This is a genomic window from Vibrio sp. Vb0937, assembly GCF_033338855.1.
The window spans coordinates 64,397-89,928 of the sequence record NZ_JAWOTK010000007.1; the positions used below are offsets into that span (position 1 = coordinate 64,397).

28 protein-coding genes are annotated in these 25,532 nt (G+C 43.2%); 15 read left to right on the forward strand and 13 right to left on the reverse strand.

Annotated features, from left to right (window positions below; genetic code table 11):
* Positions 1 to 42 precede the first annotated feature (42 nt).
* Positions 43 to 2,745 (forward strand): bifunctional acetaldehyde-CoA/alcohol dehydrogenase, encoded by a 2,703-nt coding sequence (gene adhE / locus R7P67_RS12105; RefSeq protein WP_005380731.1) that lies wholly within the window; start codon positions 43 to 45, stop codon positions 2,743 to 2,745.
* A 143-nt stretch (positions 2,746 to 2,888) separates the two neighbouring features.
* Here adhE and R7P67_RS12110 read toward each other — a convergent pair whose 3' ends face one another.
* The 3 genes from R7P67_RS12110 to sodB form a co-directional block, all read right to left on the reverse strand.
* Positions 2,889 to 3,632, reverse strand: a complete 744-nt coding sequence (locus R7P67_RS12110) for an SDR family oxidoreductase (protein WP_318085972.1) — start codon at positions 3,630 to 3,632, stop codon at positions 2,889 to 2,891.
* A 134-nt stretch (positions 3,633 to 3,766) separates the two neighbouring features.
* Positions 3,767 to 4,270, reverse strand: a complete 504-nt coding sequence (locus R7P67_RS12115; protein WP_262653353.1) for a VC2046/SO_2500 family protein — start codon at positions 4,268 to 4,270, stop codon at positions 3,767 to 3,769.
* 154 nt (positions 4,271 to 4,424) lie between these two features.
* Positions 4,425 to 5,009, reverse strand: coding sequence for a superoxide dismutase [Fe] (gene sodB, locus R7P67_RS12120; RefSeq protein WP_005396533.1), 585 nt, complete (start codon positions 5,007 to 5,009; stop codon positions 4,425 to 4,427).
* A 285-nt stretch (positions 5,010 to 5,294) separates the two neighbouring features.
* Here sodB and R7P67_RS12125 point away from each other — a divergent pair, with 285 nt between their 5' ends.
* Complete coding sequence (locus R7P67_RS12125; RefSeq protein ID WP_017635833.1) at positions 5,295 to 5,630, forward strand: Grx4 family monothiol glutaredoxin; 336 nt, start codon at positions 5,295 to 5,297, stop codon at positions 5,628 to 5,630.
* Positions 5,631 to 5,866: 236 nt separating this feature from the next.
* On the opposite strand, the gene R7P67_RS12130 is transcribed toward R7P67_RS12125, so the two are convergent.
* Complete coding sequence (locus R7P67_RS12130) at positions 5,867 to 6,889, reverse strand: tyrosine-type recombinase/integrase (protein ID WP_318085973.1); 1,023 nt, start codon at positions 6,887 to 6,889, stop codon at positions 5,867 to 5,869.
* Positions 6,890 to 7,123: 234 nt separating this feature from the next.
* Between R7P67_RS12130 and R7P67_RS12135 the strand changes: the two genes are divergently transcribed.
* Positions 7,124 to 7,966 carry a hypothetical protein gene (locus R7P67_RS12135; RefSeq protein ID WP_318085974.1) on the forward strand — a complete coding sequence of 281 codons (843 nt, stop codon included), beginning with the start codon at positions 7,124 to 7,126 and terminating at the stop codon, positions 7,964 to 7,966.
* 56 nt (positions 7,967 to 8,022) lie between these two features.
* On the opposite strand, the gene R7P67_RS12140 is transcribed toward R7P67_RS12135, so the two are convergent.
* The 6 genes from R7P67_RS12140 to R7P67_RS12165 form a co-directional block, all read right to left on the reverse strand.
* Positions 8,023 to 9,435, reverse strand: a complete 1,413-nt coding sequence (locus tag R7P67_RS12140) for a P-loop NTPase fold protein (protein ID WP_318085975.1) — start codon at positions 9,433 to 9,435, stop codon at positions 8,023 to 8,025.
* 124 nt (positions 9,436 to 9,559) lie between these two features.
* Positions 9,560 to 10,342 carry a hypothetical protein gene (locus R7P67_RS12145; RefSeq protein ID WP_318085976.1) on the reverse strand — a complete coding sequence of 261 codons (783 nt, stop codon included), beginning with the start codon at positions 10,340 to 10,342 and terminating at the stop codon, positions 9,560 to 9,562.
* 69 nt (positions 10,343 to 10,411) lie between these two features.
* Positions 10,412 to 10,771, reverse strand: a complete 360-nt coding sequence (locus R7P67_RS12150; protein WP_318085977.1) for a hypothetical protein — start codon at positions 10,769 to 10,771, stop codon at positions 10,412 to 10,414.
* Between the two features lie 192 nt (positions 10,772 to 10,963).
* Positions 10,964 to 12,841 carry an NACHT domain-containing protein gene (locus tag R7P67_RS12155; protein ID WP_318085978.1) on the reverse strand — a complete coding sequence of 626 codons (1,878 nt, stop codon included), beginning with the start codon at positions 12,839 to 12,841 and terminating at the stop codon, positions 10,964 to 10,966.
* Positions 12,842 to 12,947: 106 nt separating this feature from the next.
* Positions 12,948 to 13,640 carry a DUF4145 domain-containing protein gene (locus R7P67_RS12160; RefSeq protein ID WP_318085979.1) on the reverse strand — a complete coding sequence of 231 codons (693 nt, stop codon included), beginning with the start codon at positions 13,638 to 13,640 and terminating at the stop codon, positions 12,948 to 12,950.
* Positions 13,641 to 13,654: 14 nt separating this feature from the next.
* Entirely contained in the window at positions 13,655 to 14,296 is a 642-nt protein-coding gene (locus R7P67_RS12165) for a phage repressor protein CI (RefSeq protein ID WP_318085980.1), read from the reverse strand.
* Between the two features lie 149 nt (positions 14,297 to 14,445).
* Between R7P67_RS12165 and R7P67_RS12170 the strand changes: the two genes are divergently transcribed.
* The 10 genes from R7P67_RS12170 to R7P67_RS12215 all read left to right on the forward strand — a co-directional run bounded on the left by R7P67_RS12170 (position 14,446) and on the right by R7P67_RS12215 (position 20,380).
* Complete coding sequence (locus R7P67_RS12170; protein ID WP_017821157.1) at positions 14,446 to 14,658, forward strand: hypothetical protein; 213 nt, start codon at positions 14,446 to 14,448, stop codon at positions 14,656 to 14,658.
* A gap of 110 nt (positions 14,659 to 14,768) precedes the next feature.
* Positions 14,769 to 15,308: a phage regulatory CII family protein gene (locus R7P67_RS12175; RefSeq protein ID WP_225495479.1), complete on the forward strand. Its 540-nt coding sequence runs from the start codon at positions 14,769 to 14,771 to the stop codon at positions 15,306 to 15,308.
* Positions 15,309 to 15,317: 9 nt separating this feature from the next.
* Complete coding sequence (locus R7P67_RS12180; protein ID WP_258586115.1) at positions 15,318 to 15,653, forward strand: hypothetical protein; 336 nt, start codon at positions 15,318 to 15,320, stop codon at positions 15,651 to 15,653.
* A 62-nt stretch (positions 15,654 to 15,715) separates the two neighbouring features.
* On the forward strand, positions 15,716 to 16,003 hold the full coding sequence (locus R7P67_RS12185; protein ID WP_258458524.1) for a hypothetical protein: 288 nt from the start codon (positions 15,716 to 15,718) through the stop codon (positions 16,001 to 16,003).
* Positions 16,000 to 16,221 (forward strand): hypothetical protein, encoded by a 222-nt coding sequence (locus tag R7P67_RS12190; RefSeq protein ID WP_258663819.1) that lies wholly within the window; start codon positions 16,000 to 16,002, stop codon positions 16,219 to 16,221. The genes R7P67_RS12185 and R7P67_RS12190 overlap by 4 nt, the downstream gene beginning before the upstream one ends.
* Complete coding sequence (locus R7P67_RS12195; protein WP_054576243.1) at positions 16,203 to 16,430, forward strand: hypothetical protein; 228 nt, start codon at positions 16,203 to 16,205, stop codon at positions 16,428 to 16,430. Before R7P67_RS12190 ends, R7P67_RS12195 begins: the two co-directional genes overlap by 19 nt.
* Positions 16,427 to 16,666 (forward strand): hypothetical protein, encoded by a 240-nt coding sequence (locus R7P67_RS12200; protein ID WP_258663817.1) that lies wholly within the window; start codon positions 16,427 to 16,429, stop codon positions 16,664 to 16,666. The genes R7P67_RS12195 and R7P67_RS12200 overlap by 4 nt, the downstream gene beginning before the upstream one ends.
* The gene (locus R7P67_RS12205; RefSeq protein WP_318085981.1) at positions 16,653 to 18,734 is read left to right on the forward strand and encodes a hypothetical protein; all 2,082 of its coding nucleotides are present in this window, start codon (positions 16,653 to 16,655) and stop codon (positions 18,732 to 18,734) included. The genes R7P67_RS12200 and R7P67_RS12205 overlap by 14 nt, the downstream gene beginning before the upstream one ends.
* A 314-nt stretch (positions 18,735 to 19,048) precedes the next feature.
* Positions 19,049 to 19,981, forward strand: coding sequence for a putative phage abortive infection protein (locus R7P67_RS12210; protein WP_318085982.1), 933 nt, complete (start codon positions 19,049 to 19,051; stop codon positions 19,979 to 19,981).
* 171 nt (positions 19,982 to 20,152) lie between these two features.
* Positions 20,153 to 20,380, forward strand: a complete 228-nt coding sequence (locus tag R7P67_RS12215; protein WP_318085983.1) for a hypothetical protein — start codon at positions 20,153 to 20,155, stop codon at positions 20,378 to 20,380.
* Position 20,381: 1 nt separating this feature from the next.
* Here the strand turns inward: R7P67_RS12215 and R7P67_RS12220 are convergent, their stop codons facing one another.
* From R7P67_RS12220 to R7P67_RS12230, 3 genes are all read right to left on the reverse strand, one after another.
* Positions 20,382 to 20,633: an ogr/Delta-like zinc finger family protein gene (locus R7P67_RS12220; protein ID WP_079765352.1), complete on the reverse strand. Its 252-nt coding sequence runs from the start codon at positions 20,631 to 20,633 to the stop codon at positions 20,382 to 20,384.
* Positions 20,634 to 20,711: 78 nt separating this feature from the next.
* On the reverse strand, positions 20,712 to 21,740 hold the full coding sequence (locus tag R7P67_RS12225) for a phage portal protein (protein ID WP_318085984.1): 1,029 nt from the start codon (positions 21,738 to 21,740) through the stop codon (positions 20,712 to 20,714).
* Positions 21,737 to 23,512, reverse strand: a complete 1,776-nt coding sequence (locus R7P67_RS12230) for a terminase large subunit domain-containing protein (RefSeq protein WP_318085985.1) — start codon at positions 23,510 to 23,512, stop codon at positions 21,737 to 21,739. The genes R7P67_RS12225 and R7P67_RS12230 overlap by 4 nt, the downstream gene beginning before the upstream one ends.
* Before the next feature lie 166 nt (positions 23,513 to 23,678).
* Here R7P67_RS12230 and R7P67_RS12235 point away from each other — a divergent pair, with 166 nt between their 5' ends.
* Entirely contained in the window at positions 23,679 to 24,524 is an 846-nt protein-coding gene (locus R7P67_RS12235) for a GPO family capsid scaffolding protein (protein ID WP_318085986.1), read from the forward strand.
* Positions 24,525 to 25,526, forward strand: coding sequence for a phage major capsid protein, P2 family (locus R7P67_RS12240; protein WP_318085987.1), 1,002 nt, complete (start codon positions 24,525 to 24,527; stop codon positions 25,524 to 25,526). It begins immediately after the preceding gene.
* Positions 25,527 to 25,532: the final 6 nt, after the last annotated feature.

Consider the following 25,532-nt stretch of genomic DNA (forward strand, 5'->3'; position numbering starts at 1 on the left):
AGTAAAAAGTTTTTAATATTTGTTAATTTTAGGAGATTCCCTATGCCTGTAACTAATATGGCTGAACTAGATGCAATGGTTGCTCGCGTTAAGAAAGCGCAAGAAGAGTTCGCTACTTACTCTCAAGAGCAAGTAGATAAAATCTTTCGTGCAGCATCGCTTGCAGCTAACCAGGCCCGTATCCCGCTAGCTCAACAAGCGGTAGAAGAATCTGGTATGGGTATTGTTGAAGATAAAGTAATCAAGAACCACTTCGCTTCTGAGTTTATCTACAACAAATACAAAGACGAACAAACGTGTGGCATCTTAGAAGAGGATGACAACCTAGGTACTATGACTATCGCTGAGCCTGTAGGCATCATCTGCGGTATCGTACCAACGACTAACCCAACTTCTACAGCGATCTTCAAATCTCTAATCTCTTTGAAGACTCGTAACGGTATCATCTTCTCACCACACCCACGTGCGAAAAACTCAACTAACGATGCAGCTAAACTCGTTCTAGATGCAGCAGTAGCAGCAGGCGCACCAAAAGACATCATCGGTTGGATCGACCAGCCTTCTGTTGAGCTTTCAAACGCTCTAATGAAACACGATGACATCGCGCTTATCCTTGCAACTGGTGGTCCAGGCATGGTTAAAGCAGCATACTCTTCTGGTAAGCCAGCAATCGGTGTAGGTGCAGGTAACGTTCCTGTTGTTATCGATGAAACAGCAGACATCAAACGTGCTGTTGCTTCTATCCTTATGTCCAAGACTTTCGACAACGGTGTAGTATGTGCTTCTGAGCAGGCGGCAATCGTAGTTGATGAAGTATACGACGAAGTGAAAGAGCGTTTTGCTTCTCACAAAGCTTATGTCCTAAGCAAAGCAGAAGCTGATAAAGTTCGTAAAGTGCTTCTTATCGATGGCGCGCTAAACGCGAAAATCGTAGGTCAGCCAGCAGCAGCAATCGCTGAAATGGCAGGCGTTAAAGTTCCAGCAGACACTAAAGTTCTTGTTGGTGAAGGTCTGGGCAAAGTATCTCACGATGACGCATTCGCTCACGAGAAACTATCTCCAACTCTAGGTCTATTCCGTGCTGACAACTTCGAAGACGCGGTTGCTCAAGCGGTAACTATGGTTGAGATTGGTGGTATCGGCCACACATCTGGTCTTTACACTAACCAAGATACTAACGCTGATCGTATCCGTTACTTCGGTGACAAGATGAAGACAGCTCGTATCCTAATCAACATCCCGACTACTCACGGCGGTATCGGTGACTTGTACAACTTCAACGTTGCGCCATCTCTAACGCTAGGTTGTGGTTCTTGGGGTGGTAACTCTATCTCTGAGAACGTAGGTCCTAAACACCTAATCAACAAGAAAACTGTAGCGAAGCGAGCTGAAAACATGTTGTGGCATAAACTACCTAAGTCAATCTACTTCCGTCGTGGTAGCCTTCCAATCGCACTGGGCGACCTAGAAGGTAAGAAACGTGCATTCCTAGTAACTGACCGTTTCCTATTCAACAACGGTTACGCAGATGACGTAGTAAGCCTACTAAAAGCTCAAGGCATGGAAGTTCAAACATTCTTCGATGTTGAAGCTGACCCAACACTGTCTGTAGTAGAAAAAGGTGCGGCTCAAATGGCTAGCTACCAACCTGACGTTATCCTAGCGCTAGGCGGTGGTTCACCAATGGATGCAGCGAAAATCATGTGGGTAATGTACGAGCACCCAGAAACTCACTTTGAAGAACTAGCAATGCGCTTTATGGACATCCGTAAACGTATCTACAAGTTCCCTAAAATGGGTAAAAAAGCTGAGCTTGTATGTATCACTACAACTTCAGGTACTGGTTCAGAAGTTACTCCATTCGCGGTTGTTACTGACGACAAGACTGGTGCGAAATACCCACTAGCTGACTACGAAATCACGCCAAACATGGCAATCGTTGATGCGAACCTAGTAATGAACATGCCTAAGTCTCTAACAGCATTTGGTGGTTACGATGCCGTAACTCACGCTCTAGAAGCTTACGTTTCTGTTCTTGCTAACGAATACTCAGATGGCCAAGCTCTTCAAGCACTTAAGATGCTAAAAGAGTACCTACCATCAAGCTATGCGAACGGTGCAAATGACCCAATCGCTCGTGAGAAAGTACACAACGCAGCTACTATCGCTGGTGTTGCATTTGCGAACGCATTCCTAGGTGTTTGTCACTCAATGGCTCACAAACTGGGTGCTGAGTTCCACTTGCCACATGGCCTAGCTAACGCACTACTTATCTCTAACGTGGTACGTTACAACGCGAACGACAATCCAACTAAACAAACTGCGTTCTCTCAATACGACCGTCCACAAGCACGTCGTCGTTACGCTGAAGTTGCTGACCACCTAGGCCTAAGCCAAGAAGGTGACCGTACTGCTCAGAAGATTGAACGTCTACTAGCATGGTTGGATGAACTAAAAGTTAACCTAGACATCCCAATGTCTATCCAAGCGGCAGGTGTTGCTGAATCAGATTTCGTAGCGAAACTGGATGAGCTAGCGGTAGAAGCGTTCGATGACCAATGTACTGGTGCGAACCCACGTTACCCTCTAATCAGCGAACTTAAAGATGTGTTGATGGCTTCTTACTACGGTAAAGCATTTGTTGAAGGCGAAACTTTCGAAGGTACAACTGTTATCAAGAAGAAAGCAGACCAAGAAGCAGCAAAAGCAGCACCTAAAGCAAAGAAAGAAAAAGCTGACGCGTAATTAAAAAATCGAGTGAGCAAGGTTTTCGCTAGCACGGAACCTTAATCGGGAAAAGGTAAAAGCCCCAGTCAAATGACTGGGGCTTTTTTTATTTTGGTGCAGGAGTTACATCTGGCTTGGGAAAACAGAGTTGCTGTGTATGCTTACACTTCGGTCACAACTACTCGGCCACTGAAGTATTCATTCGCGACGATGTATGCTGTGTTGCGGACTAGTTCGTCTTGGATCTCAGCCCAGTGCCTCTCGTTGAGCTCTTCTTTTGTATGATTTACCGAGGGAATAACGCCGCCCACTCGAATGTTGAATGGTGTGAGTTCTTTTGCCCAGCTGTGAGTAAAACCTGACACCAACGCCGCCATGCTTTCAACTCCCGTAAAGTCTTCATGGTTGTCATGAGAAATGACGTTAACAATGACGCCTTTCTTGTTTCTGGCTCGAAAGCGCTCTGCTCCTACTTGGCCGTAGGTATAAAGGAAGCGTGCCGCAGACGACAAGTGATCAATGTAAGTACTCATTGGTTCTGGCGCCATTAAGCCAGGCATAGGAGAGCTGGTCCAGCAATTAACAATCACATCTGGTGTCGCACGTAGCTGTGATTCTATCTGGTCAAACAATAAGTTAATGGACGTTGTGTTATCACTACACACATTCATCGCATACACTTTGTCAGTGAAAGCGCTGATTTGCTCATAGCTCGCTCTCAAAGCGCTAGAATTTTGGTCACAAAGAATCAACGTTGCTCCAAGGTGAGCAAAGTGATTTGCACAGGTTCTTCCTATAACCGAACCTGCAGACGTGACGAGAATAATTGATTCTTTGATATCCATAGCACCTTCACTGTATCCATATGTGAAAAACAATACACCAGTGGTTTGTGCTAATAGCATGGTTGAAATTCGTTGGGTTCAGTGTGAAAGGCTTCAAACTAACGCTTTCGAGTGAGGACTATTGTGCGGTAATTTGTAAGACGTCACATTTCTGACGTGTAGGTATTGCAAGCTATTGGATAAAAAGCGGATCTCTATGCTTTAGCTTGAATTTGATGCTGACGTTGAGCCGTCACTAGCTGATTATATAGCCCAGCATCTGGGATCAGTTGTTTGTTTCGTTCGCCCAATCTGCGTCGCTCATGACCAGATAGGTTGTGATAAACCTCCTCTGGTAGGTTGAATGTGTCTTCAGGCAGGTAAGTCAGCGCATCTGGTTTTAGGTAATGGCTCAGCTTTGCGGAAGGCAATCCTGCATCGTGAAACTGTTTCGCTTGTTCAGCTGCGAGTTCATAGCTGCTGCTATCAGAACGAAGAGCTTGAGGTTGCGATAAACCCAATTGTTGGCGAAAAATACTGTCACTGGTGATGACTTCCTGGACCTCTTCAACCGGGACCACATCGCGAACATCATTAGAGAACATAGACAGAATCAGCGAGAAATCCGCACGACGACCTTCGTGTACGGCATGGTTAATACCATTACCGAACTGAAGTTCGTTGATAATTGCAGCTTTGTCTAACGTATGAATTTGCATGATGTTCCTCGCTCGATGCTCTTTTAACGGCGTGGATAAGAAGAACTTTAGTAAAAGAGGGAATTATTTAAAGGTGCTAGGGAAGGCGAAACAAAAAAGCCCGCTAAATAGCGAGCTTTTGAATAAGACTAAATTGAACTTAGGGGGAAGTATATTACTTCGCTAGGTTCTCAGCTACGAAGTCCCAGTTTACTAGAGCCCAGAAGCCGTTCATGTAATCAGGACGTACGTTGCGGTAATCGATGTAGTACGCGTGTTCCCATAGGTCAACAGTTAGAAGTGGTGTTGTACCTTCTTCTGTTAGAGGAGTAGCAGCGTTAGAAGTGTTAACGATCTCTAGAGAGCCGTCAGCTTTCTTAACAAGCCAAGTCCATGAAGAACCGAAGTTGTTGATTGCTGAATCAGTAAACTTCGCTTTGAATTCTTCAAAAGAACCGAATGCTGCGTTGATTGCGTCTGCAACTGCGCCAGTTGGCTCGCCGCCCGCATTTGGAGCAAGACAGTGCCAGTAGAACGTGTGGTTCCAGATTTGCGCTGCGTTGTTGAATACGCCACCAGTAGAAGTCTTGATGATCTCTTCTAGAGTTTTGCCTTCGAACTCAGTACCAGGGATAAGACCGTTAAGCTTAACAACGTAAGTGTTGTGGTGCTTACCGTGGTGGTAGTCTAGAGTCTCTGCTGAGATGTGTGGTTCTAGTGCGTCTTTCGCGTAAGGAAGAGCTGGTAGTTCAAATGCCATTACTCGATTCTCCATTGATTTGAAAGGATGACCTTTCGATTGCTTCCAGTGTTTTTTTATAGCTATGTCGCCTTTAAGGCTGACTTGCTAAGTATTTTAGCAAGTTTTTACTTTATTAAAACCCCGATATGAAAATATTTTAAGAGGTTAGCAGTGGTGAAGTGCTGCATTGCTCGCCAATGAGCAACCTAAAATTAAGCCTTATTAATTATATGGTTTTTATTCTGTCGTTATTGAGTAGAATGTGGCAAATAAATAAAGTTCAAACCCATGAATGAGGAAGCGATGGAAACTATCGACAAAATCAAACAGCAGATCTCTGAAAACTCAATCCTGCTGTACATGAAAGGATCACCGAAACTACCTAGCTGTGGTTTCTCTTCTCAAGCGTCACAGGCACTAATGGCATGTGGTGAGAAGTTCGCTTACGTAGACATTCTGCAAAACCCAGATATCCGTGCTGAGTTACCAAAGTACGCGCAATGGCCAACTTTCCCTCAACTATGGGTTGAAGGTGAGCTTATCGGCGGTTGTGACATTATTCTAGAAATGTTCCAAAAAGGTGAACTGCAGCCTCTAATCAAAGAAGCAGCAGCGCGCGCTGAAGATCAAGCTGAGTAATTCGTAAATACTCACATTTAGCGATAGAATACGAAGGAGCCGTACTGGCTCCTTTTTCTTTTTAGGTTAGTGGAATGAACATAAAGCTTTATTATGTGCTGCAGTCTTTCCTAACCTCTTCAATCTTTGCTATCCCTTACTACATATAGAGTTTAAGAAAATCACCAATCTGATGGTGACTTATGAATAACGAAGAAAGCTGACCTTTGTCGCCACTTTGTCGCCATTAGTGGCGGCTAGATATTGAGATTTGTTAGTGGGTTAAAGCGTACCGCATCGCTCAAATGGTTTGGTGAAAAATGGGCGTAAATCATCGTGTGGTCGATATGCTGATGGCCTAGGATTTCCTTCAGTACAAGAATGTTACCGCCATTCGTCATGAAGTGACTCGCGAAGGTATGACGTAAAACGTGAGTCGCTTGTCCTTCAGGTAAATGGGGGAGGGCTTTAGTTAACCACTTGTATGCTACGCCGTAACCGCAAGTAAAAAGGCGGTCATTGGTTGGCTTATAAATTTGGCTATACAACTCTTCAGAAATCGGTACCGTTCTGTTCCGTTTGCCTTTGGTGTTGTTGTAGGTAATGCGGTATTTCGTCAGGTTGGTACCTTTCAGATAAATCGCTTCTCTGATTCGCGCTCCTGTCGCTAGGCATATTTTATATATCTTCGTTAGTTCATCACCAACTGGGCTTTGTTGAGCAACTTCAAATAAGTAGCGAATTTCCTTTTCGGTCAGGAACGCAAGCTCGGACTCAGGCTTTTTGATTGCCTCAATACCGCTAACTGGATTTGGTAGCTTCCACTCACCAAGCTTTATTAACTTGTTGAACATCGCTTTTAGTAGCCCAAAGTCCACATTGTTGGATGCAATAGAAAGCTCTTTGTGTTCTTGGCCACGCCCCTTGTTCATGCGTGCTGCTCGGTAAGTCGCGAGGTGTTTCGAGTTTAGTTGAGCTGCGATCGGGTCGCTTAAGTCTTCAACCATATTCTCTAAACGTAGACGAGTATGTTCGCCAGATTTTAGGTTCTTTCCGTGGAGCATGTACCAAAGTTCCACCAAGTTAGATAATCGACGGTGATCGGGTTTACTCCCTAACCATGGTTTGTCATCCACCTCTTTCATTAGATGCAACTCAAAAGCGGTAGCTTCGCCTTTGGTGGCGAAGCGCTTACGGACGCGTTTACCAGCTCGACCTTGTGGGTAGCATTCACAAAGCCAAGGTTTTTTGCTGCTGTCTTTGAGGTTTCGGATTGTCATAATGAGATAAATGTGACTGTTTTTATATACAGTATTTGTGTGTGGTAGTTTTTGCAATGTTTAAGTTGAGAATGAACGAACAAGAATGAGTATGCTCTATATCGCAAAGAGAAGACTACGGTTTGACCGATATACAAATTGCTGATAAATCGGGATTAGTACGGCAGTTTATGTGTTGAGGTGAATATGCTTGTTTGTATCTATAGGGAAGATGGGTCGGATTGTACAACGGAAATGTATGAAGACGATCCGGTTAAATTTCGAGGATTAATTGACTGCAAAGTTTGTGGAGAAAAAGCTTGGTTTGTTAAGGGGTATAAGACAGCAAAAATCGACCGTATGGCATGTTTTGGTGCTCGCCATAAACCTGATTGCGACGCTTCGACGGTATTGATGAAACCTGATGGGGAAGATGAATCAGCGGGAGAAGGAGATTTATCTTCTGACATTCGTGTTGATCTAGATAAAGCCAATAACAACTCATTGTATGTATCTCAAGATAACGGCAAGCACGGTGAAGAGGAATCAACACGAGTAACGGCAAGGCCGGCATCTGGAGTTGGTTCTGGCTCAGGTTTCCCACTAAATAAATCTTTGAGGGCACTGTTAACAAACCTATGTCGTAACCCCAATTATGCGGATAAGGGACAGACGATTAACATTGTGACGGACGGTGGAAGAGAGATAATTAAAGGCCAACTTGCAGACTTCTTAGTTCCCATATCAGAAGCAAGTGACAAGCACACAGGAAAAGAATACATATTCTGGGGTCCAATAAACAACTTAAACGTTGATAATAATGGAGTTCTTTGGCTGAACTATGGTGACTATAGGACTGAACCTAGCATAAGTCTTAGACCAGAGTTAAAAGACCAGCTCCTTAGAAACTTTAAGATTAAAGATGTTGGTGAGCTTGATGGCTCTGACGTGATAGTCGTTGGTCATGTCGGTATTTCTCCTAACAATAAGGCCATCATTTCCACTGGTTTCACGAAGTATTTGTCATTCCGTAAAATGAATGTTGTAGCTGAAGATGAGGCCGAAAAAGTAGAGCATAGTAATTCAGGCACTTATTAGGTCGAAGTATCTCCCATTCTGAATAAATGAGCCCCTAGTTAATGGGGCTTTTGTTTTTACTCAAAATGCCCAGCTAAATTTAGTATTTTACTGCAACCCTTTTTACCTTTTAACTCACTATCCGGATTTATCCTATAAGCGTTACAAATAGCAAAAACGCCAGTAGAGACGCTATGCATACCTAAATCTTTCAGTTGTTCTATACTTTCACTTGGAATTCGATCTACAGACTGGATAACATAATACAGTGCGTTTTCGAAGGCTATGACCGCGTTGCTATTAAGTGAAATAGAGCTAACGTTATTATTTCTAGGTAAAAAAACTGTGTCGCTTGACCCATTTTGTTGTTGAGAGCGATAAGGTATTAGAGCACTATTAATGAATCCGCTAAACGTTTGTGGATATAGTCTCTTTAGAACGGAAAGTAATACTAGGGGAATGATTTTGAAGCTAGCGTTTTCAGTTGATTTTGCTATCTCGATATCTTGTATTACCTTGTCGATTTCACGAAGTGACGTCATATTATGCCATTCGAATATCCCAACTAGGAAATCAAGTAAGAAAGGTGCATCAAATTCAAAGTCAGCCTCGACTATTGGTGATAGTCGGGAGACCAAGTAATCTTCTATGCTTGGTGCTGGCAGGGTTACTGTCTTGTGAAAAAATCGGCTTAGGTATGAGTAAGCATCGAAGCCTTCACCGTAAACCGCTTTGACAGAATGCTGGAGCTGTTCAGTATCAGTAGCGATGACAAAGACGAAGTTTTTTGTGTTAAAGAAATGCTTAACACTCTCGATTATCTCGATGGCGTAGCTTGGTCTACAGCGATCGAGTTCATCTATAAGCACGTAGACAGGATACTGTTTTGGGTTTGGATCTTTTTCGTATGTATCTACGAAAGCTTTCGCCAGTTTTACAAGTACTTTTTGGAAGGCTTCGATTCCTTCAACTCTTTGTCGTTGTTCTAGAATATCTTTTAAGATGTCTTTTAATGCGTCGCCACACTCTTTCTCAGCGATTTCTATACCAAACTGCTTATTAATATCTTCGATTAGGGACTCATCTTCAGAAGTTCCTGTTTTGTGTTTCAAGTACCCAACTAGGAGGGAAGGAACGGACTTTCGAATAAAATAGCTACCTTTATCAAATAACGACTTTATTAGCTCTTCATTACCAGTTATTGGGTTAGCTAACTGGGCATGAAAACAATCAATCAAAGCCAACATCGCGTCTTTGGAAAAGTCCGAACGCCAAGCATCAAAATAAATTGTTGGGTGCTTTTGGGTGAGTTCATTGTACCAGCATTGTAAGAAAGTCGTTTTACCTGCTCCCCATTCAGCGTTAAGGTTAATTACATAACCTTTTTCAGCTTTGGTATTCAGGAAAGTGGTAAGATAATCAGCAAATGGCTTTCTATCAATCAGCTCATATTTTTCGAATGTTTCTTCTTTAGGTACAACTATGCTCATAAAATCTCCTTAGTAATCTTTTCATTGGCGGAGTGCCAACAATTGAGACTCACGATTGGATAGTGCCTTTCGTTCCGTAAAAAGTTAATAAGAACTTATTAACTTTTGTTTGACGCTTAGAGCGTTATAAAAAAGGTAGGTATACGTCCCTGTATAAACAGAATGCAAGTAACCCAATATTGCAAAACCATGGCAAGTATAAATCAAGAGCACCGGCATCTTGCCAGGTAAACTTCAACTGATAATACTTCACCATAAGAAGGAGTTGTAACCCCATGAACTTATTAGTGATACGGTTACTTCGATAATAAATATTCTGTGAATCATTTTGTTCTCTTGTTAAATCGATGAAATTTCCCCATTTCTTAGCTGTGGCTTCATCAGCAATGGCTTTCTGCAGTTTTCCCAAAGAACAAGAAACACTTGCTGCCGCAGCGGTAACGTGTGCAGCGTCTTCAAATATTAGATAGAAACTCTCTGTCGGAAACTCATCATTATATGAACGAATAATCACTGATTGCTCTTGTGGCCATTTATTTTTGTCATTTAGTTGATATTGAATAGAGAAAGCTTCATTGGTACCAAGGATGTACTTTCCTATAAACATTTTGCCCCACGTGCCACTTTTTATTCCTTTGGAAAGTGCTTTTATAGCGTACTTTTGAAATTCTGTTTCTTGGTGGAGTCGATATCGCAAAGTAGCGTAGAACACTAAAAGAAGGTAAAGGTAAAAAATGTTGTTCAAGTTCTCGAAATGAACTTGGGGAAGCCAAGGTATAGAAATGGTCGAATCTGTAAAATGAATACCTAGAAAAATTTTTATCAAACCAATGATGAAGATCGTCATAAGACCTTTACCTGTTTGGGTAAAGCTTGGGTCTGATACAGAACTTACAATGTTATTCATATCATTAATGCCGAAAGTGTTAGTTTAAGCAAACGGAAGAGGGGTTTCGTCTATGCAGTAGTATAGCGATTATGGACGCTCATTTTCTTCAAACATTGAGACATAGAGTTGCTTATGTGGATGCGTGACTTTTTGGATGTCTTCTACAGAGTAGTCACCAGTAATCTCAACCCTGCTGTTATCTGGATAAGATATGACAACTTTTTTCCGTGCTCCTGCTTTGGCCTTCTCTGATTTTAAGTAGCAAAGAGAACCGATAACGGCGGCGATACTTTCCCAAGGTGCGTTTTGTAGTATGAGTATTACCGAATCTAAATGACCTGTTGAGAAAGTTTGGAGTTCGTGGTGTTTGATTGAATGTGTATCAAGTATACTGTACACATGATCAGAAAAATCTTTATGAATGGTAAGTTGAGTCTGTAATTCCATGAGGTGTCCTATGAATCTACAAGAAAGTAAAATGACTTGGCCGGAGGCATTTCATAGCGTAATGATGAGAATAATAGATAGTGTACCGACCTTAGTGTTTTGGGCATTTTGGTTCTATCTATTATTCATTTTTGACTGATTGTTACTGATCAGAACTAGCTAGGAGCTTCGGATATCCGCTCCAATCTCTAATTAGATCAAATCATCAGATACAATGTTCTTCGAACTATCTTCAAGGCGAGTTAGCCTAGCCTTCCGCTCTTTGAACTTTGATATTAAACCTTCTTCTTCAATAAGCTTTTTGAAAGATCGTAAATAGTGTTCTCTTTGACTTTGAGACATTACCTTGTTTATGTAGTCGCTACCATCAAAAATTATGTCGCCCATATCTTCATCATCAATAAACTTATAATTGCCTTCGAGTGCCTCAAGAACATCATTCAAATTTCTTGTTTGGCCGTCTCCAAAAGCGAAGGCTGGATGATGAATGGCGTTATTTACTCGTCTTCCATGACTACTTTTAAAATTTCGTATCTCTTCAAGAAGGTGGTTTGCTGACACCGTAGCCACCAATTCAATTTCACTTATGTCATTCATTTCGTGATGAGTCAGGCGTTGGGTTCTATTTATACAGCCTAACCTTATTGACATTTGATGTATTACGTTAATAGCTGCTTGTTCGATATCATATTCTTTATCTTCTCCAACAATAATGCCATATAGTGGTAGGTAATAATATTTTAGATAGCTCGTCGCTTCTCTATCGTCATCAAAAAAGCTAAGCACCAGAGAGAAGTTTCTCCTGAAAGCTATGTTTTCAATACAACGAGTAAAAAATGTTTTTTGTTGGTCGCTACTAAAATATCCAGCTACAAACTTATATGCATAAAATTCCTGTAGCGAACGATGGAAGAATACATAGTTGTCGTAGCCATCTTCTTGAATGATGTTTGTTACGTGAAAAACATCATTAAAATAGTGTTCGGCCTTGACCCCTTCAAAACCCCTTAACTCTAAGGCTTTGGTCATGTATTGCAGCGCTTTCTCTTTAGTAAAAGCGACATCGCCTTCTTTAAGTCCAAGATAGCAAAATGCCTGAAATACCTTTTCGGATTCATCGCAAGTTAGGTCTGTTTTGAAACCTCTGGCTACATTAGTCTTTAGCTCATCATGGCGGTGGAAGAGAGTAAGGTAAACTCGGTTATAGAAGTCATTAAGTGACGTGGGGATAGCATTTGAATGAGCAAAAACAATTTGAAGCAATACGGTGAGAATTGGTGACTTAATAAATTCAAGCACATGCTCTTTTTTATTCAATGCTTGCTTTAAATGAGTTGCTTGGTTTCTGGAAGTACAAACAACATCCAAAATTGCCTCAACTTGATCTGTGGTAAGGTCCGCCATTCTAAATACGTCGATATTTTCTGCATTGCAGATACTTGTATTTGGTCGACTAGTCATTATCAATTCGCACTGGCACGAATTGTTAATTCGAGTAATTTGCTCGAACACTTTACCTAGGTATTCAGTAGGTATTTCATCAAATGCATCTAGGAATAATACGACATCGTTATTAGAAATAAATTCTAGAACGGTTTCTTCATCGAAGTTTAGCCCCCATTTCTTAAATTCATTAATGAGGTTTTGCTCGAGAGTGTCACATTTGAAATACTTAAGCTCAAAAAAGAAGGGGAGGCATTTCCCTTCAGCCAGTTTATTTAAGAACAATTTGCGTAAAATTGTCGATTTACCTTGCCCTGCGCGCCCTACGATATTAATCACACGTTGGTACGCAATATTCACATTGCTATCAATTAGGTACGTAGCATTAGAGCTAGACTTGACGTTTAAAGGCACATAGATTTCATCGAATGCTGCATCTTTCTCGGTGTAGCTGAGCGTTCGGACTCGTTTTATTCTTTCACAGGCTTTCAAGTAGTTCTGTTTGGACTTTTCTAGGTCATTTAACTTCCTAGTTTTTGTTATAAAAGAGGCTGAATATTTAGCTCCTTCGCCAAAGATTTTAGTCACAAAAAGTTTTGTGAATGCGCCTGCCGCTACTGTTTCCATACCAGTCAACACCATTCTCGATCTCTTATTCTTTTGTTAATATTATTGCTATGCGGAAAGCTATTTGCCCAAGCTATAACCTGAGAGGTGACAGCCAATAGCGCATCTACTCAGCGACTTTTTTCTTATCTTCCTGCTTTTGAGTGGCCACACCAATGAGCGCTTGCATTTGCTTTTCACGTTCGTGCCTGTTGATGTACCACTCTTTAATCAAATGCTCTAACAAACCAATCAATAATTGAGCTTCTTGTGGTTCGACGTCAACTATCACGTTTATATCTTTTTCCATGTGAGCGCCGATATTCCCAATACCGCGAACACCGTCAATCGCTTGCCATGTGATAGGGTCTACTTTGTCTTTAATACTCTTAATTTCGTCTACCAGACGAGCTGGTTTAACTTGCCAAAAGTCACGTAGGATGCCTTGTAAACATCTTCGAGCTAAAGTCGCTGATGATTTAGGGCTGAGATCTTTAATCAAACAAGCTTCTTCGTAATCTGAAATAATAGCTTGTGGGATGTAGTCTGGAAGTGGTCTGGCAGTAGACTGCGGCTTTAATTTCCAAGAATTAAGAGACTTTTGAATACTGTTTACGTGATAGGGATGAGCTAATCCTAGCTCTGCGGTAATACTATATTCTTTGCAGTCAGGGTTTGGACAAACGATTGCTCTAGTGAATAGTCTTAGTATCGCTTTGTGTTTGTTGTTTGAACTAAAATCATGTATTCCAACTGAGTATTGCTGATCATCTATCGTCGCATTATGGTTGCAATACGGACACTGCCATGAAAATGCCATATGTAACTCCCTAATTATTCTTTCCTTAATGTCACCGCTACTCGGCCAATTACTTTTATATCTTTTTCTGAAACTTCAACTGTACTGTCCCCAAACACAACGGCCAGTTTTTTGCCTGGTAAGCGTTGGATAAGGTTGATCGACAAAGTACCGTCAATATCTATTAAATACTTGCCCGAAGCTGGGTTTGTAGAGCTTTTGTCAACGAGATATAAAGCTTCATTAGTTTCAACTTCAATCGTCGCGTCAGCATTGAGGTTAAAGCTGTTAAACCTGCGGATAGCGTAAGGTAACTCACCAGTATCTAAAAGCTCCCCATTGGTTAGGCAATAGCTTTTAATCTGGACTGAGTTGTATTGCGGTGAAGGTGAAGTGCTCGCGTCTTCGGCAGTATGTTTTGTTGCTGAGTGAGCCTTCTGCCGATCTTCTGGCTTTAACGCCAACTCCACGATTGGAATTCCCAAAGCTAAGTGAGCTCTAACCATAAGCTCATGAGAAGTTCGATTATGAGTATTCCAAGTGCTGAAAGTGCTTTTTGGTACGCCATATACGAACGCCATTTCTTGAAAGTTCTTACACCCTGTCAAACGCTTCAAATTTTCTGTGAAATCAGTGCCTTTCAAATAATCGAAAGGTTCTATTCTACGAATGCTCATGACTGAAAAGTTCTCTTTTTCGAATTAAATTGTCATTTTTTGTTGAAAGTTCGCAAATGACGATCAATAATTCTTGTGTGTTTCGGATGTCACGCCGACCAAAGCAAGAGACAACCGAAGAAGATAGACATAAATGCAAGGATATCACCATGTTAACGTACAAGATACCTCCACTGAGTCCATATGTGACTTACGAAGAATACTCCCGCCTTACTGGTTTGCCTATGGGCACCATCAAGCAATACGTGACTGAAGGTCGCGTGATCATCAAGCCAAAAGACAAACGCCGCGATAAGCCGCTGATTAACATGGTTGCTATGCACGAAATGGCGGCACGTGAAGCCATTGCTGCGCTTGGGTAAGTAATGGGCTTTTCTTCTCTTATTCCAACTAAAACGCACTGCCCAATGTGGCTAAATGTGTTCGCGTTGGTTGTCATTCTCGTACCGCCTTTCATGTAAGAGTGTGGATCATGGACGCAAATATCGCTATGTGCGGATTCCGCGAACGCAAACAGCAATCTTTTAACGCTGCATGCTGCGACTTCGCCATCAATCACAATATGGAAAAGCTGGCTCCACGCATTGGCCTGACTGGGAGAATGCTGCGTAACAAGCTAAATCCAGAACAGCCTCACAAACTGGACCCTGTGGATTTGGCATTGCTGAGTAAAGAATCCGGCGATTACACCATTGTGAATACACTCTTTGCTGACTTAGGTGTGGTGACGGTTCAGTTACCTCAAGACGGGGAAGATAAGAACCTTTTAGAGCGCACGTTACTTAACAACCAATATTCAGGTGAGCTGTCTAGCGATGCAATGCACATGTGCAGCGCAGACCGTTTACCCCGCAGTCAAAAGCGCAAAACCATTGCCAAGGTTCAAGCGGCCATCGGCAACTTAGTTTTGCTCGTCAACGATTTAGAAAACCGCACCACCGGCTTTCAGCCACTCATGCAAATGGGCACAGATTTTCTCGCCAATGGTGCGCCACTTCCGGGTTTAGCCTAAGGAGAACTAATGAGTCAGCTAGCTATTCAACAAGAACAACAAAAGCAAATACCTAACGCCAGCGAGAGCATCGCCGCTTGTAAAGCCTTGTTCAATGGTTCCGCTACACGCGGCAAGTTGAAAAAATTGTGGGGCGCTATGCCACCGCGTTTTCGCGGTATGGTTTTAGTCGCTGGTGATCTGAAAGCCTCGGAGCATGTGCGAGAGTTTGAAAGCTTTAATGATTTGGAGCTTCAAAAAATCCGTAGCGGCATGCAACAGATTAAAGAAATTGCGACGTTGTTCGATCGCAATCTTGGTGACGTTCGACGCCTCAAACATTACCAATTCAGTAGTACCCATTAATTCTCCAAGCCTTTGCCCCTTTAACAGGGGGCTTTTTTCGTCTTAGCGTAGGAGCATAAAAGATGAATCTAAATGAAGTTGCAAACAAACTCGCTATCCAAACAACCATCAATAGTCTGTTCGCTTTGGCGTTGGATAGCTCAGATGTCATCAGTATTCGTATCGAGTACTCATCAAAAATGAGTCTTCTCAACGTGATTGTGTTTGATGAGAACACAACAAATCACGCTCACAACGTTGTATTGATTGATAAAGAGCGTGCGCTAGAAGAACTACTAAATATTGAAGATTACCTGATTGAACGCATTGCTGTTCGCCGCGACCAAATGGAATCGGAGGATGCGGCATGAGTATTAGTTCGAGCGAGGCCAACCAGTTAATTGAAATGTTGAAAGACCGATTGGAAGAGTGTTGTGACTGCATCGAAGCTGGATATGAGATTACGCGTTCTGCCGGATACACGACTATTGATGCAGAGTTAACGGTGGAAGACGGGCGCTCTTTTATTGATGAGGCGAGTCGCTACTTAGAAGAACAGGAGCGTGCGTCATGCAATACGCCGCAATAATGCTTTGCCCAGATGGCGGCATCATCCGCCATGAAGACACGAAAGAAGTCGCCAATGTAATGGTTGGCGACTTTGACTCACTAGACCAAGCGATCGAACAAGCGTGCGTATCCCTCAGTTGCACTCATTTAACCAAAGGCGTTTTGAGCAAAGGCAATGGGAAAGGCGGCTTTATGTTGGTAACGACCCAAGAACTGGAGGCGGTATGAAAAATAAAAGGATCACTTCAGTTAGTGTCGGTGATGATGTCATTCAAATTTTGGAAGGACGAACAAAGACATATGAAAAGTGTGCTATTGCATATTTTGCTGGGCCGGAAGGATGGGGCATAACCATGACTATTCGACTCGAAGAGGTCGAAGGTTTTCTGAAGTCTCCTGATACACAGAGACTATTTGTTAAGTTTTCGAAAGAAAAATTAGGGATAGAGTATGAACCAATCTGACCTTCTCTATATCGGTGGGGCAGTGATGCCCCTGGACCGAATCAGGAAAAATGACGCCAGCTATAATGCTGGTTTTTTAGGTTCCAAAATTTACTCAGACCAGGAACAAGCCCTTTTAGATAGTGGCATGGTCAAAAAAATAGCGATATATGACCGCGTTCCTAACCGAAAGTCTAAGCGTGAACGAGATCTTCAAGAGCGAACTGACTTCTATAAATCTGCAAATTATCTCTCGGAACACGACCGCGAAGCGGCGGCGAGAATCGCCGAAGAGTATAGGCTAGTCAAAGGGCGCAAAAGTCCGACAGAGAAATTTCGTCACAGAAAGGATAAGCAAATTAGGCAGTTGATGAGCCTGAGTAAGTCTCTGCGTCCTAAACATATCGTAAGCAATACCGACGCTAACTTCAGTCACGACGCGTTGTATGAGGTTAACGAGCGCTCAAAACCTAGCATTCTTAATCAGAATGGTAAGCGAGCAAAAGGCGAACCGAATAAGATTCCAATTTCGATGCAGTTAATGCACCGGTCTTGGAACGAGACTTACAAGTTTCAGGCGGTAACTGAAACGCCGTCCAGTGCTGCACCTGCAGAAAACTGCGGTGAAAGGTTCTCGGAAAAACTTACCTCTCGTTCTGTTTCTAAAATTTTTGAGGCAGGCGCTTACACTGCAGCTTGTCACGGTGGGTTCTCAACGTTCCTGACGCTTACGTTCACCAAGGCACAGCGTATGGCCATATTCGGGGGAATGTTGGATGGAAGTGACTGTGTCAGCATGGGTTCGCATTACCCGATAATTTATAGACGCAACATGGTGACGGTGCATCCAAAGCGCGATGAAAAGAAAGTAGACCAGCCAATCACTGATATTGGCGGTGAATACTGGCTGTTTCCGACCAGAGATAGCAAGCGAGTGAAGGTGATGAACCAGAACGGCGTCATTGCTGGGCCGTATTGCGATCTCAAACAAAAGCCAAAGCAAGAATTCTCGATGGAAAAGACCTTGGAGACCACGATAGGCAAAGAGGTTTCTCGTTTTCTCGATGGTGCAAAGAAGATGTACCAGCGCGGCTGGGTTGCAGACCACACAATTCAAACCGATACAGACAGCGGGCAAAAGTACTGTGATTTAACTCACGAGAAAGTAGCTAAGTACGTTCAACCCAGCGATGTTGGCCCAACGAATCAACCTGCAGACTTCCATTATATTTGGGTAGCCGAATGTCCGGCTAATGAAGATGGCGAGCCCAATCCACATGTTCATATTTTGCTGAGATGGACAGTCCCAGAACATCTGTTTAGTCCCTGGGCGAAACGGCTCGAAAAGATATGGGGTCATGGGTTTGCGAAATTAGAGCGAATCAAAAAGCCAAAAGCCGCTGGCTCTTACATTATCAAAGCGGTCGGCTATGCTGCGAAAGGTGAAAACGCTGACCAAGGGCTTATCAAGGGAAATCGATACAACATCGCGAAGTGCTCAAGAGCACCTGCCTGGGAAACTCTTGCTTCGTTTGAAGCGGGTAACATGACCGCGATTATTAAGGAGCTGGGTTACAAGCTTGAGCAATGGAAGAAACCAATTAAACGGCAAATCCGCAAGCTACGAAATGCCAAAGAGCAATCCATCAAGGCTAAAGCGATCGCTAAAAAGCAGCATAAACCTGAGGAGTACCAAAACAAGCTTTATCAGCGAATCATTCGATTAGAGAAGCAGGCCGAAAAGCTGAGCCAGAACTTACATAGCAGGGGAGTGCATGTTAATACGAGTAATCGATTCTGCATCACTTTTGAAGGCGAACAGGCCAAGGACAAGGTCGATAATTTTATGCTTTGGGCTGCAGGCGCTAGAGGGTGGTCATTGAATTGTAGAGATGTGGATTTGAGTGACATCAAACAGAGTGCAACCTACTATTATCAAACGGAATATCATCGATTTAAAGACAATCAGTCATACTGGCAGTCATTGCTGAATGAGCCCGTTCCCCACTTTGAAATCGACGAAAGTGAACAATGCTATTGGAATGGTGTTACCGCAGATTATCTAGATGGTCGAATAACGCCGAAATGAATCTAACTAATGGGGTGGCATTAACTTGCAATAGAGTGGGGAAAACAGCTCAACTAAAATAAATACAAGGAGACCTGAATTGTTGAAATAATCTTTAACCTCTTGAAATTACTGCTTGAATAATCCAAGGTACTACTCCATTTTTACTATGACTAAAGCATATGAGCAGAGAAAATACTGATGTCGACTCATCAGAATACGAAAATTTACTTAGGAGTATTGTCTTCGCAATTTTGATTGTGTCGATATTATTCTTTACGTTTTATTTATACGTTGAATACAACAATACGCTTTATCCCAATGCAGAGGACACAATGTCTTTAGCAGATAAAGCAGGAATTTTGGGCACTAAAGGAGATTACTTTGGTGGTTTGTTAAATCCATTTTTGGCGTTCTGTTCATTAATGGCTCTGCTTCACACCATTAGATTGCAGTCGAAAGAGTTAGCTATGACGCGACAAGAGCTAGCAAAAACAGCAGAAGCCAACGATAAGCAAGCTGAGGCGTTAACAGAGCAGGTCAAAGCGGCTCGCCAGCAGCAGTTTGATAATACCTTTGCAACACTTCTATCAGAACACAACAAAATACTATCTGAGATTGCAGGAGACGAGCAGGCTCAGAAAGTTTTGGAGTTCGAAAGTTACTACGGAGCCAAAGGTGCTAGCATAGATATATTAGGAAACAATAGCTTATGTAAATACTATCGTGTCCTTTATCAGTTGTTAAAGTTCATAGCTCGTAATCACCCAAACAATACGAAAAGAAATTTTTCTGAAGAATATTTAGGCTCAGACCTTTCTGCGGATGAGAAAGCATATTCCAGTTTGGTGAGAGCGATGATACCAAGTAACCTGATTTTTGGCCTAGCAAACAACTGCGCCTTTGGCCGTACTACAAGTAAAGACTATTTGAAGTACACACTTTTAGTTGAGCGTTATTCGATGTTCGAACATCTAAATATGAAAGGCCTTCTGGAGTATCACACAATACAACAAAATACCTGTGAGTTTGATTTTGTGTGTCTATATAAGCAACGAGCTTTTGGTCACAATACTTCACTGAGTCAAACTTTTGCGAAAATTCGCAAAATATCAGAGTCGGAATCATATGACGTTATAAACCCGTTCGACTATGAGTCTACCTTAGATAAGTATGGAGCTGATTCTATAGTAGGTACACTGTTGTTGAGTCCAGAGCTTGTAGAGTTTAAAAAACGGAAAGATGCTCAAATGGAAGAGGAGTTCTAATGCGAATGATGCTGACGGAGAGTAACTTATTGTATGAAATTTAATTGTGTTTGATTTCCATGGATTCGACGTATCAAAAAATCCCTAATGAGTGAATCAAGTCTAAAAACTACTGTAGAAACCTGTATGTATATACAGTATATTTTACTGGTGATTAGTAAGGGTGTTGATATGTCGGATAAAAATCAAAACGATATCATGTTGTCTGCTTTAGAGATCGTCATTGATGGTGTAGCAAATAGTGAGGCGACAGAGCGAACTCGAGCGGCAGGTGCCTACATAGCAGGCTTAATACTGGCGGATGTGAAAGGGCAGTTGGACTCCAAAAAACAAAAAGCCATCTTGAGTATTATCGAGATGGCTTGCGAAACTGAGAGTACTGCTTTTATGTCGAATTAATTTACAACATAGATAGTTGGTGTTTGAGCTGTTGCCGTGCCTCTGGCGGCAACGCCTTACACAAGTTGAATGCCAGTTGGCTTGTCGTTTTTGCCGATGGGCTCAACGTATGGCTATAAGACAAATTCATCACAAATGTGTGTCCACATTCGGGGTCACTGCAGCTGCAATACAAATCTGAATGACTGTTGGTTAAGCGGTTGGATTTTTGGATACGGCTTTTGCTTCCACACTCCGGGCACAACACTCTCATATAAAACACCTAGCTTATTGACTGACTTAATAATCATACGTCAAAAGGCTGTGTTTTTATACAGTTTTGGATGGGTGGTTAGGCAGTGTCTCCATGTATTAAATTAAAATTAAGCCGTAAGTGTTTAGGTACCTCTGGGTCTGAGTTCACCTCATCCATAATCAGCTCACATACAGGAATGATCTCATCCTTGGCGTATTCACTGCCTATCTTCGTTGGGTCGCCTAAACTGGTCGTGCCCTGCGGAATAATGCCAGCTTTACCTACTGGGAAGCGGTGGCCGACAAGAATGTCCTGCGCGGTAATATTTTTGATGCGCTCAAACTCATCTTTCGTGGCGATATCGCCAACCGGAATCAATTGAATCCCTTTCTCTTTACCATTAGGAATGTTTACAAACATACTGCGGAAGTTACCCACGCCTTTAGAGCTGGCGATCTTCTGCTTCAACATTTCTTCATCGTCTTCACTAAGGTTTGGGTCGGTTGCGTAGAAAATAAAGCCCATGTGTGCGCCGTTCTTATAGTAGCGACGACGGAATAAGGTTGCGTCTTTATTCAGCAAGCTGCTCTGAATGCTGCCCAGATAATCCGCCAAACCGTAGATTTGCTGCTGTGGGTCATACTGAGGCAGAAAAATCACATCTTCCTTTTTATATTCGCGCTGCTGGTTGTCGCGTTCCAGAATGACGAAATTACCGTTTTTGCGTCTGCGAAGGTACATGCCAGGTAATGGATGCAAGCGAACCACACGTTTGAAACCGTCGCGGATTTTAAGAAAAGCAGCATCACCAAAGGTGAAGTAATCACGGCAAAAAGCTTGGATATGACGGCGGCGGGTTGCGCCTCCACTTTGGAAACGTCCGGCTACGTAGTTTGCCCGGGCAATCAACAGTGAGCCATGATAGGCGTTGGCCCGAGCGATATCGGCTAAACCACTGCGTGAAATTGGTGGCTCCCAATAGTCGTCACCATCGTTGTAAAACAAATCTGAATAGGTGGTCATCCAACTGTTTGAGTCGATGGCCTCTGGTGAGGAGTCGATGTGATAGACCGACTCTGGCGCGTGTTCTTCTTGTTTGACTAAAGTGTTCATTTGCTCGGTCATGCTGCAGTGGCCCAGGTTGATTTAGTTGGTGTTGAGTGATCTAACGGCTCGTTAATGATGGCGTGAGAGATCGCCCAGAATGCATCGGCGTGTCCGGTCGTTTCACTACGCTCTGCTTTAAAGGTCATGGCGTTACCGCTGGCCGTTGGCACGCGCTTAATCGCCATAAACGCCATAGCAATGTCTTTGTGTTCGGCATCAAACTGCAGGCGTTTGGCTTCTACTACATCAATCATCTTCATTACCAAGCGGTTTTTGTTTTCGTTGCTGTAGTGGATAGCATGAGCTTCACGTGGGTATTTCTTCGAAATTAAGTCCCAAACACCGCCGCCAATACCAGTGGTGTCGACTCCGATATAAGTCACTTTGTAGCGCTGAAATACTTTATCTATTTCCGCAACGTGATATTGGAAGTTCAGGCCTTTCCAATAGTGCTTTTCTAAAACACGGAAACGCTCACCCGCGACGACAGGCGGAGCGACAACCACCAAACAGGCATTGTCTCGGGTTCGGCTTGGGTCGTAACCCAACCAAACTTCTCGATTGGCAAACGGTCGTTTGTTATTTGGCTTGAAGTCCTGCCAGTGAGCGGCATCCACCATGCCTTTTTCAAGGTCAGAGAATTTGAAGACAGACAACGAACCATCGACAAACACACACATAAACAGGTTTTTGAAGTCGTCATCACTGTATTCTTCGCGCAGTTCATCAATGTCGAATAGGTCACAACCACCATTCGCGGCATCTTCAATAGTGACAACATAACGCCATTGCTTGTCTGGGCAGAGTCTGCCACCGTCTCGGAATTCATCAAAAGTCGGGAATTCGATGTGGGCGCGGGAGTCTTTACCTTTGCGCCACTGGTCGCCAGTCCAGAACGGGTAAGCCTGGTGCATTTTCGACGATGGCGTAGAAAAATAGGTTTTTCGCCACTTCTTATGCGTTGCCATTGCTGAAGCAAGTTTGTTCAGCTCGTCAAACTTAGGGATCCAGAAATATTCATCGACATAAACGTGGCCGTGATAACTCTGCGCGGTTTTGCTGTTGGTGGACAAAAAGCGCAGCTCGGCACCGTTAGAGAGAATGATAGGGTTGCCGGTTAACTCGATGTCTAAGAATTCTTTCGCAATCGCAATGATGTAGCTGCGGAAAACCTCAGCCTGTGCGCGTGATGCAGAAAGAAAAATTTGGTTATCACCAGTCAGAATCGCATCTTCTAAGGCTTCACCACTGAAATAGTAAGTAGCACCAATCTGGCGAGACTTAAGAATATTACGAATACGCTGTTTGATGTTATTGCGCATCGTGTGCTGGTATTCGAACAGAGATTCGTGCCAGCCTTTAAAGTCATCTTCTGTCAGGTGCTCAATGCTGTTTTTCTTACGGCTTCTTTTGCGGTTGCCGTTACTGCTGCTTTGTTTTGATGAGTCACCATCACTCTTTGGTGAGCTGCCTGGTGAAAGGTGTCGCTCTGCTTTGGCTTTTGCATCAGCTTGAGCTTTTAACAGCTTAACGTGGTGATCGATAAGCCTGTCCATTTCCTTGAGCTGCTGATCGGTTTTTTCATCTTTATCTATCAGCACCGCCAAACGGCGGTTAATCATTTCCTCAACAGAAAGTTCGTTCAGCAACAAAGCCCAGCCGAATTTCTCCGCCCAGGTATAAAGGATGCGCTCACTATTGAGGTTCAGTTGCGCTGCAATTTCTTTTGGAGGAACACCGCGTAAATAGAGCTTTTTCGCGGCTTCTCTTATTTCATCTGAATATGCCATAGCTGCATCATACGCGCCGAAAACTCGCAAATGACTAACTAAAATTCGGATGAATTCGGATTTTGGCTAAATCCGAATTCTTAGGAAATGAAGTGGCTGAAAGCCGTTATTCAAAGGCGTATTGTTTGCTCACACCGATATGTGAATGACAAGTTAGAGTACCAAAATGCCAAAGATTAGTGACTGGAAAATCATTGCTACTGAGGGGCCAACCGTAGACGGGCGCAAGATTACCCGTGATTGGATTGAGCAAATGGCGGCAAGCTATGACCCGAAAGAGTTCACCGCGCTAATCTGGCCAGAACACCGTCGATTTTATGGCTACGGTGAAAACTGGGGCAATGTTGTTGAGCTTAAAGCGGAAGAAGAAGATGGCAAACTACGTCTGTTCGCGAAGCTTGAGCCAAATGAATTCATGCTTGAAGCCAACCGCAAAAAGCAAAAGCTGTTCACATCCATCGAGCCTAATCCCGATTACAAGGGCGAAGGGCGTTGCTATTTAATGGGCCTAGCTGCGACTGACTCCCCAGCCTCCACAGGTACATCGCGCCTTCAATTCTCTCGTCAATCTGGCGAAACCACCGAATTAGAGTGTAGCGAATTGGAAGAAGTCGATTTTTCCGATTGCTTCACGCGCAAAGACCGCTTTTTCGCGGCATTCAATGAATTTTTCTCTTCTGGCGATGAAGTGCCAGAAACTACATCAACAGAGGATACTGAAGTGACCGAAGAGCAACTTAAAGCCGCTCTGCAAGAACAGTTTTCTGCATTTAAAGGTGAGTTCAAGAAAGAACTTGCTGAAGAATTCAACTTGCAAAACGAACCAGAAACGCCAGAGCCAGAAGAGCAGGGTGCAACCATTGAGCTGTTCTCTGCCTCTTTGGATGAAAAGTTAAAACCGTTAATTGAGAAAGTGAACGGTTTAGAAAACCAATTCGCTGAACTTTCGAAAGAAGTTCCGGGTCAAGAGCCGGAAGGCGAGGGCGCTAACACCACAATGGAGTTCTACTAAATGAGCAAAGTACATTTTAAAACTTATCTAGCAGAATTTATCAGCGGCACTCTTAAAGCAGCGAATGCCGAAGCAGACGAGAAAATGTTTTCCATCACACCGGTAATGGAAACCAAGCTTCGTGAAGCACTAAAACATTCCCATGCATTTCTAGGCATGATCCACACAGGACTTGTTGACCAAATCCAAGGGCAAGTGGTTGATGTAGGTGACGACGGTCTGTCAACGGGTCGTGCAGATGGCCGCTTCAGCGTGGAAGTGGGTCAAAATGGCAACACCTATCAACTAGTAAAAACAGATTCAGGTGCGCACATCCCTTGGGAACTCATGGCTCAATGGATTAACTCTGGCAGTAAAGGCCAGTGGATGAATCTAATGAAAAGTGCCATCACCAAACGCTTTGCATTAGACATGCTGCGCATCGGCTTCAACGGTACAAGTGTCGCTGCAACAACCGACCCCGTTGCTAATCCACTTGGTCAGGACGTTAACAAAGGCTGGCTGACCATCGTCAAAGAGAAGAAAGCTGCTCAGGTATTGCCTGCTGCACAACTGGATGCAACAGGCGCAACGGCAGATTCTTACAAGAACCTGGACTCGTTGGTTCAAGACCTAATCAACACAACCATTGCAGAGCAATATCGCCAAGACGACGACCTAGTTGTGGTGATCGGCTCTAACTTAGTCGCTGCTGAGCAGCACCGACTATTGGAATCAGCCAACACACCAACTGAGCATAAAGCGGCTCAATCTTTGGCGAAAACCATTGCTGGCAAAAAAGCATACACACCACCGTTCTTTCCAGCGAATGCGGTTTGGGTCACTAGCTTGAAGAATCTACAGATTCTGACTCAGTCAGGTACCCAATGGCGCAAGCAAGAGAACAATACTGATCGTATGCGATTTGAGAGTAACCACATCCGCATGGAAGGTTATGCCGTAGGCAACCTGAACAAGTTCGCTGCGATTGAAGCGGTGACCGTGGTTGAGCCTGCAGCTTAAGGAGTG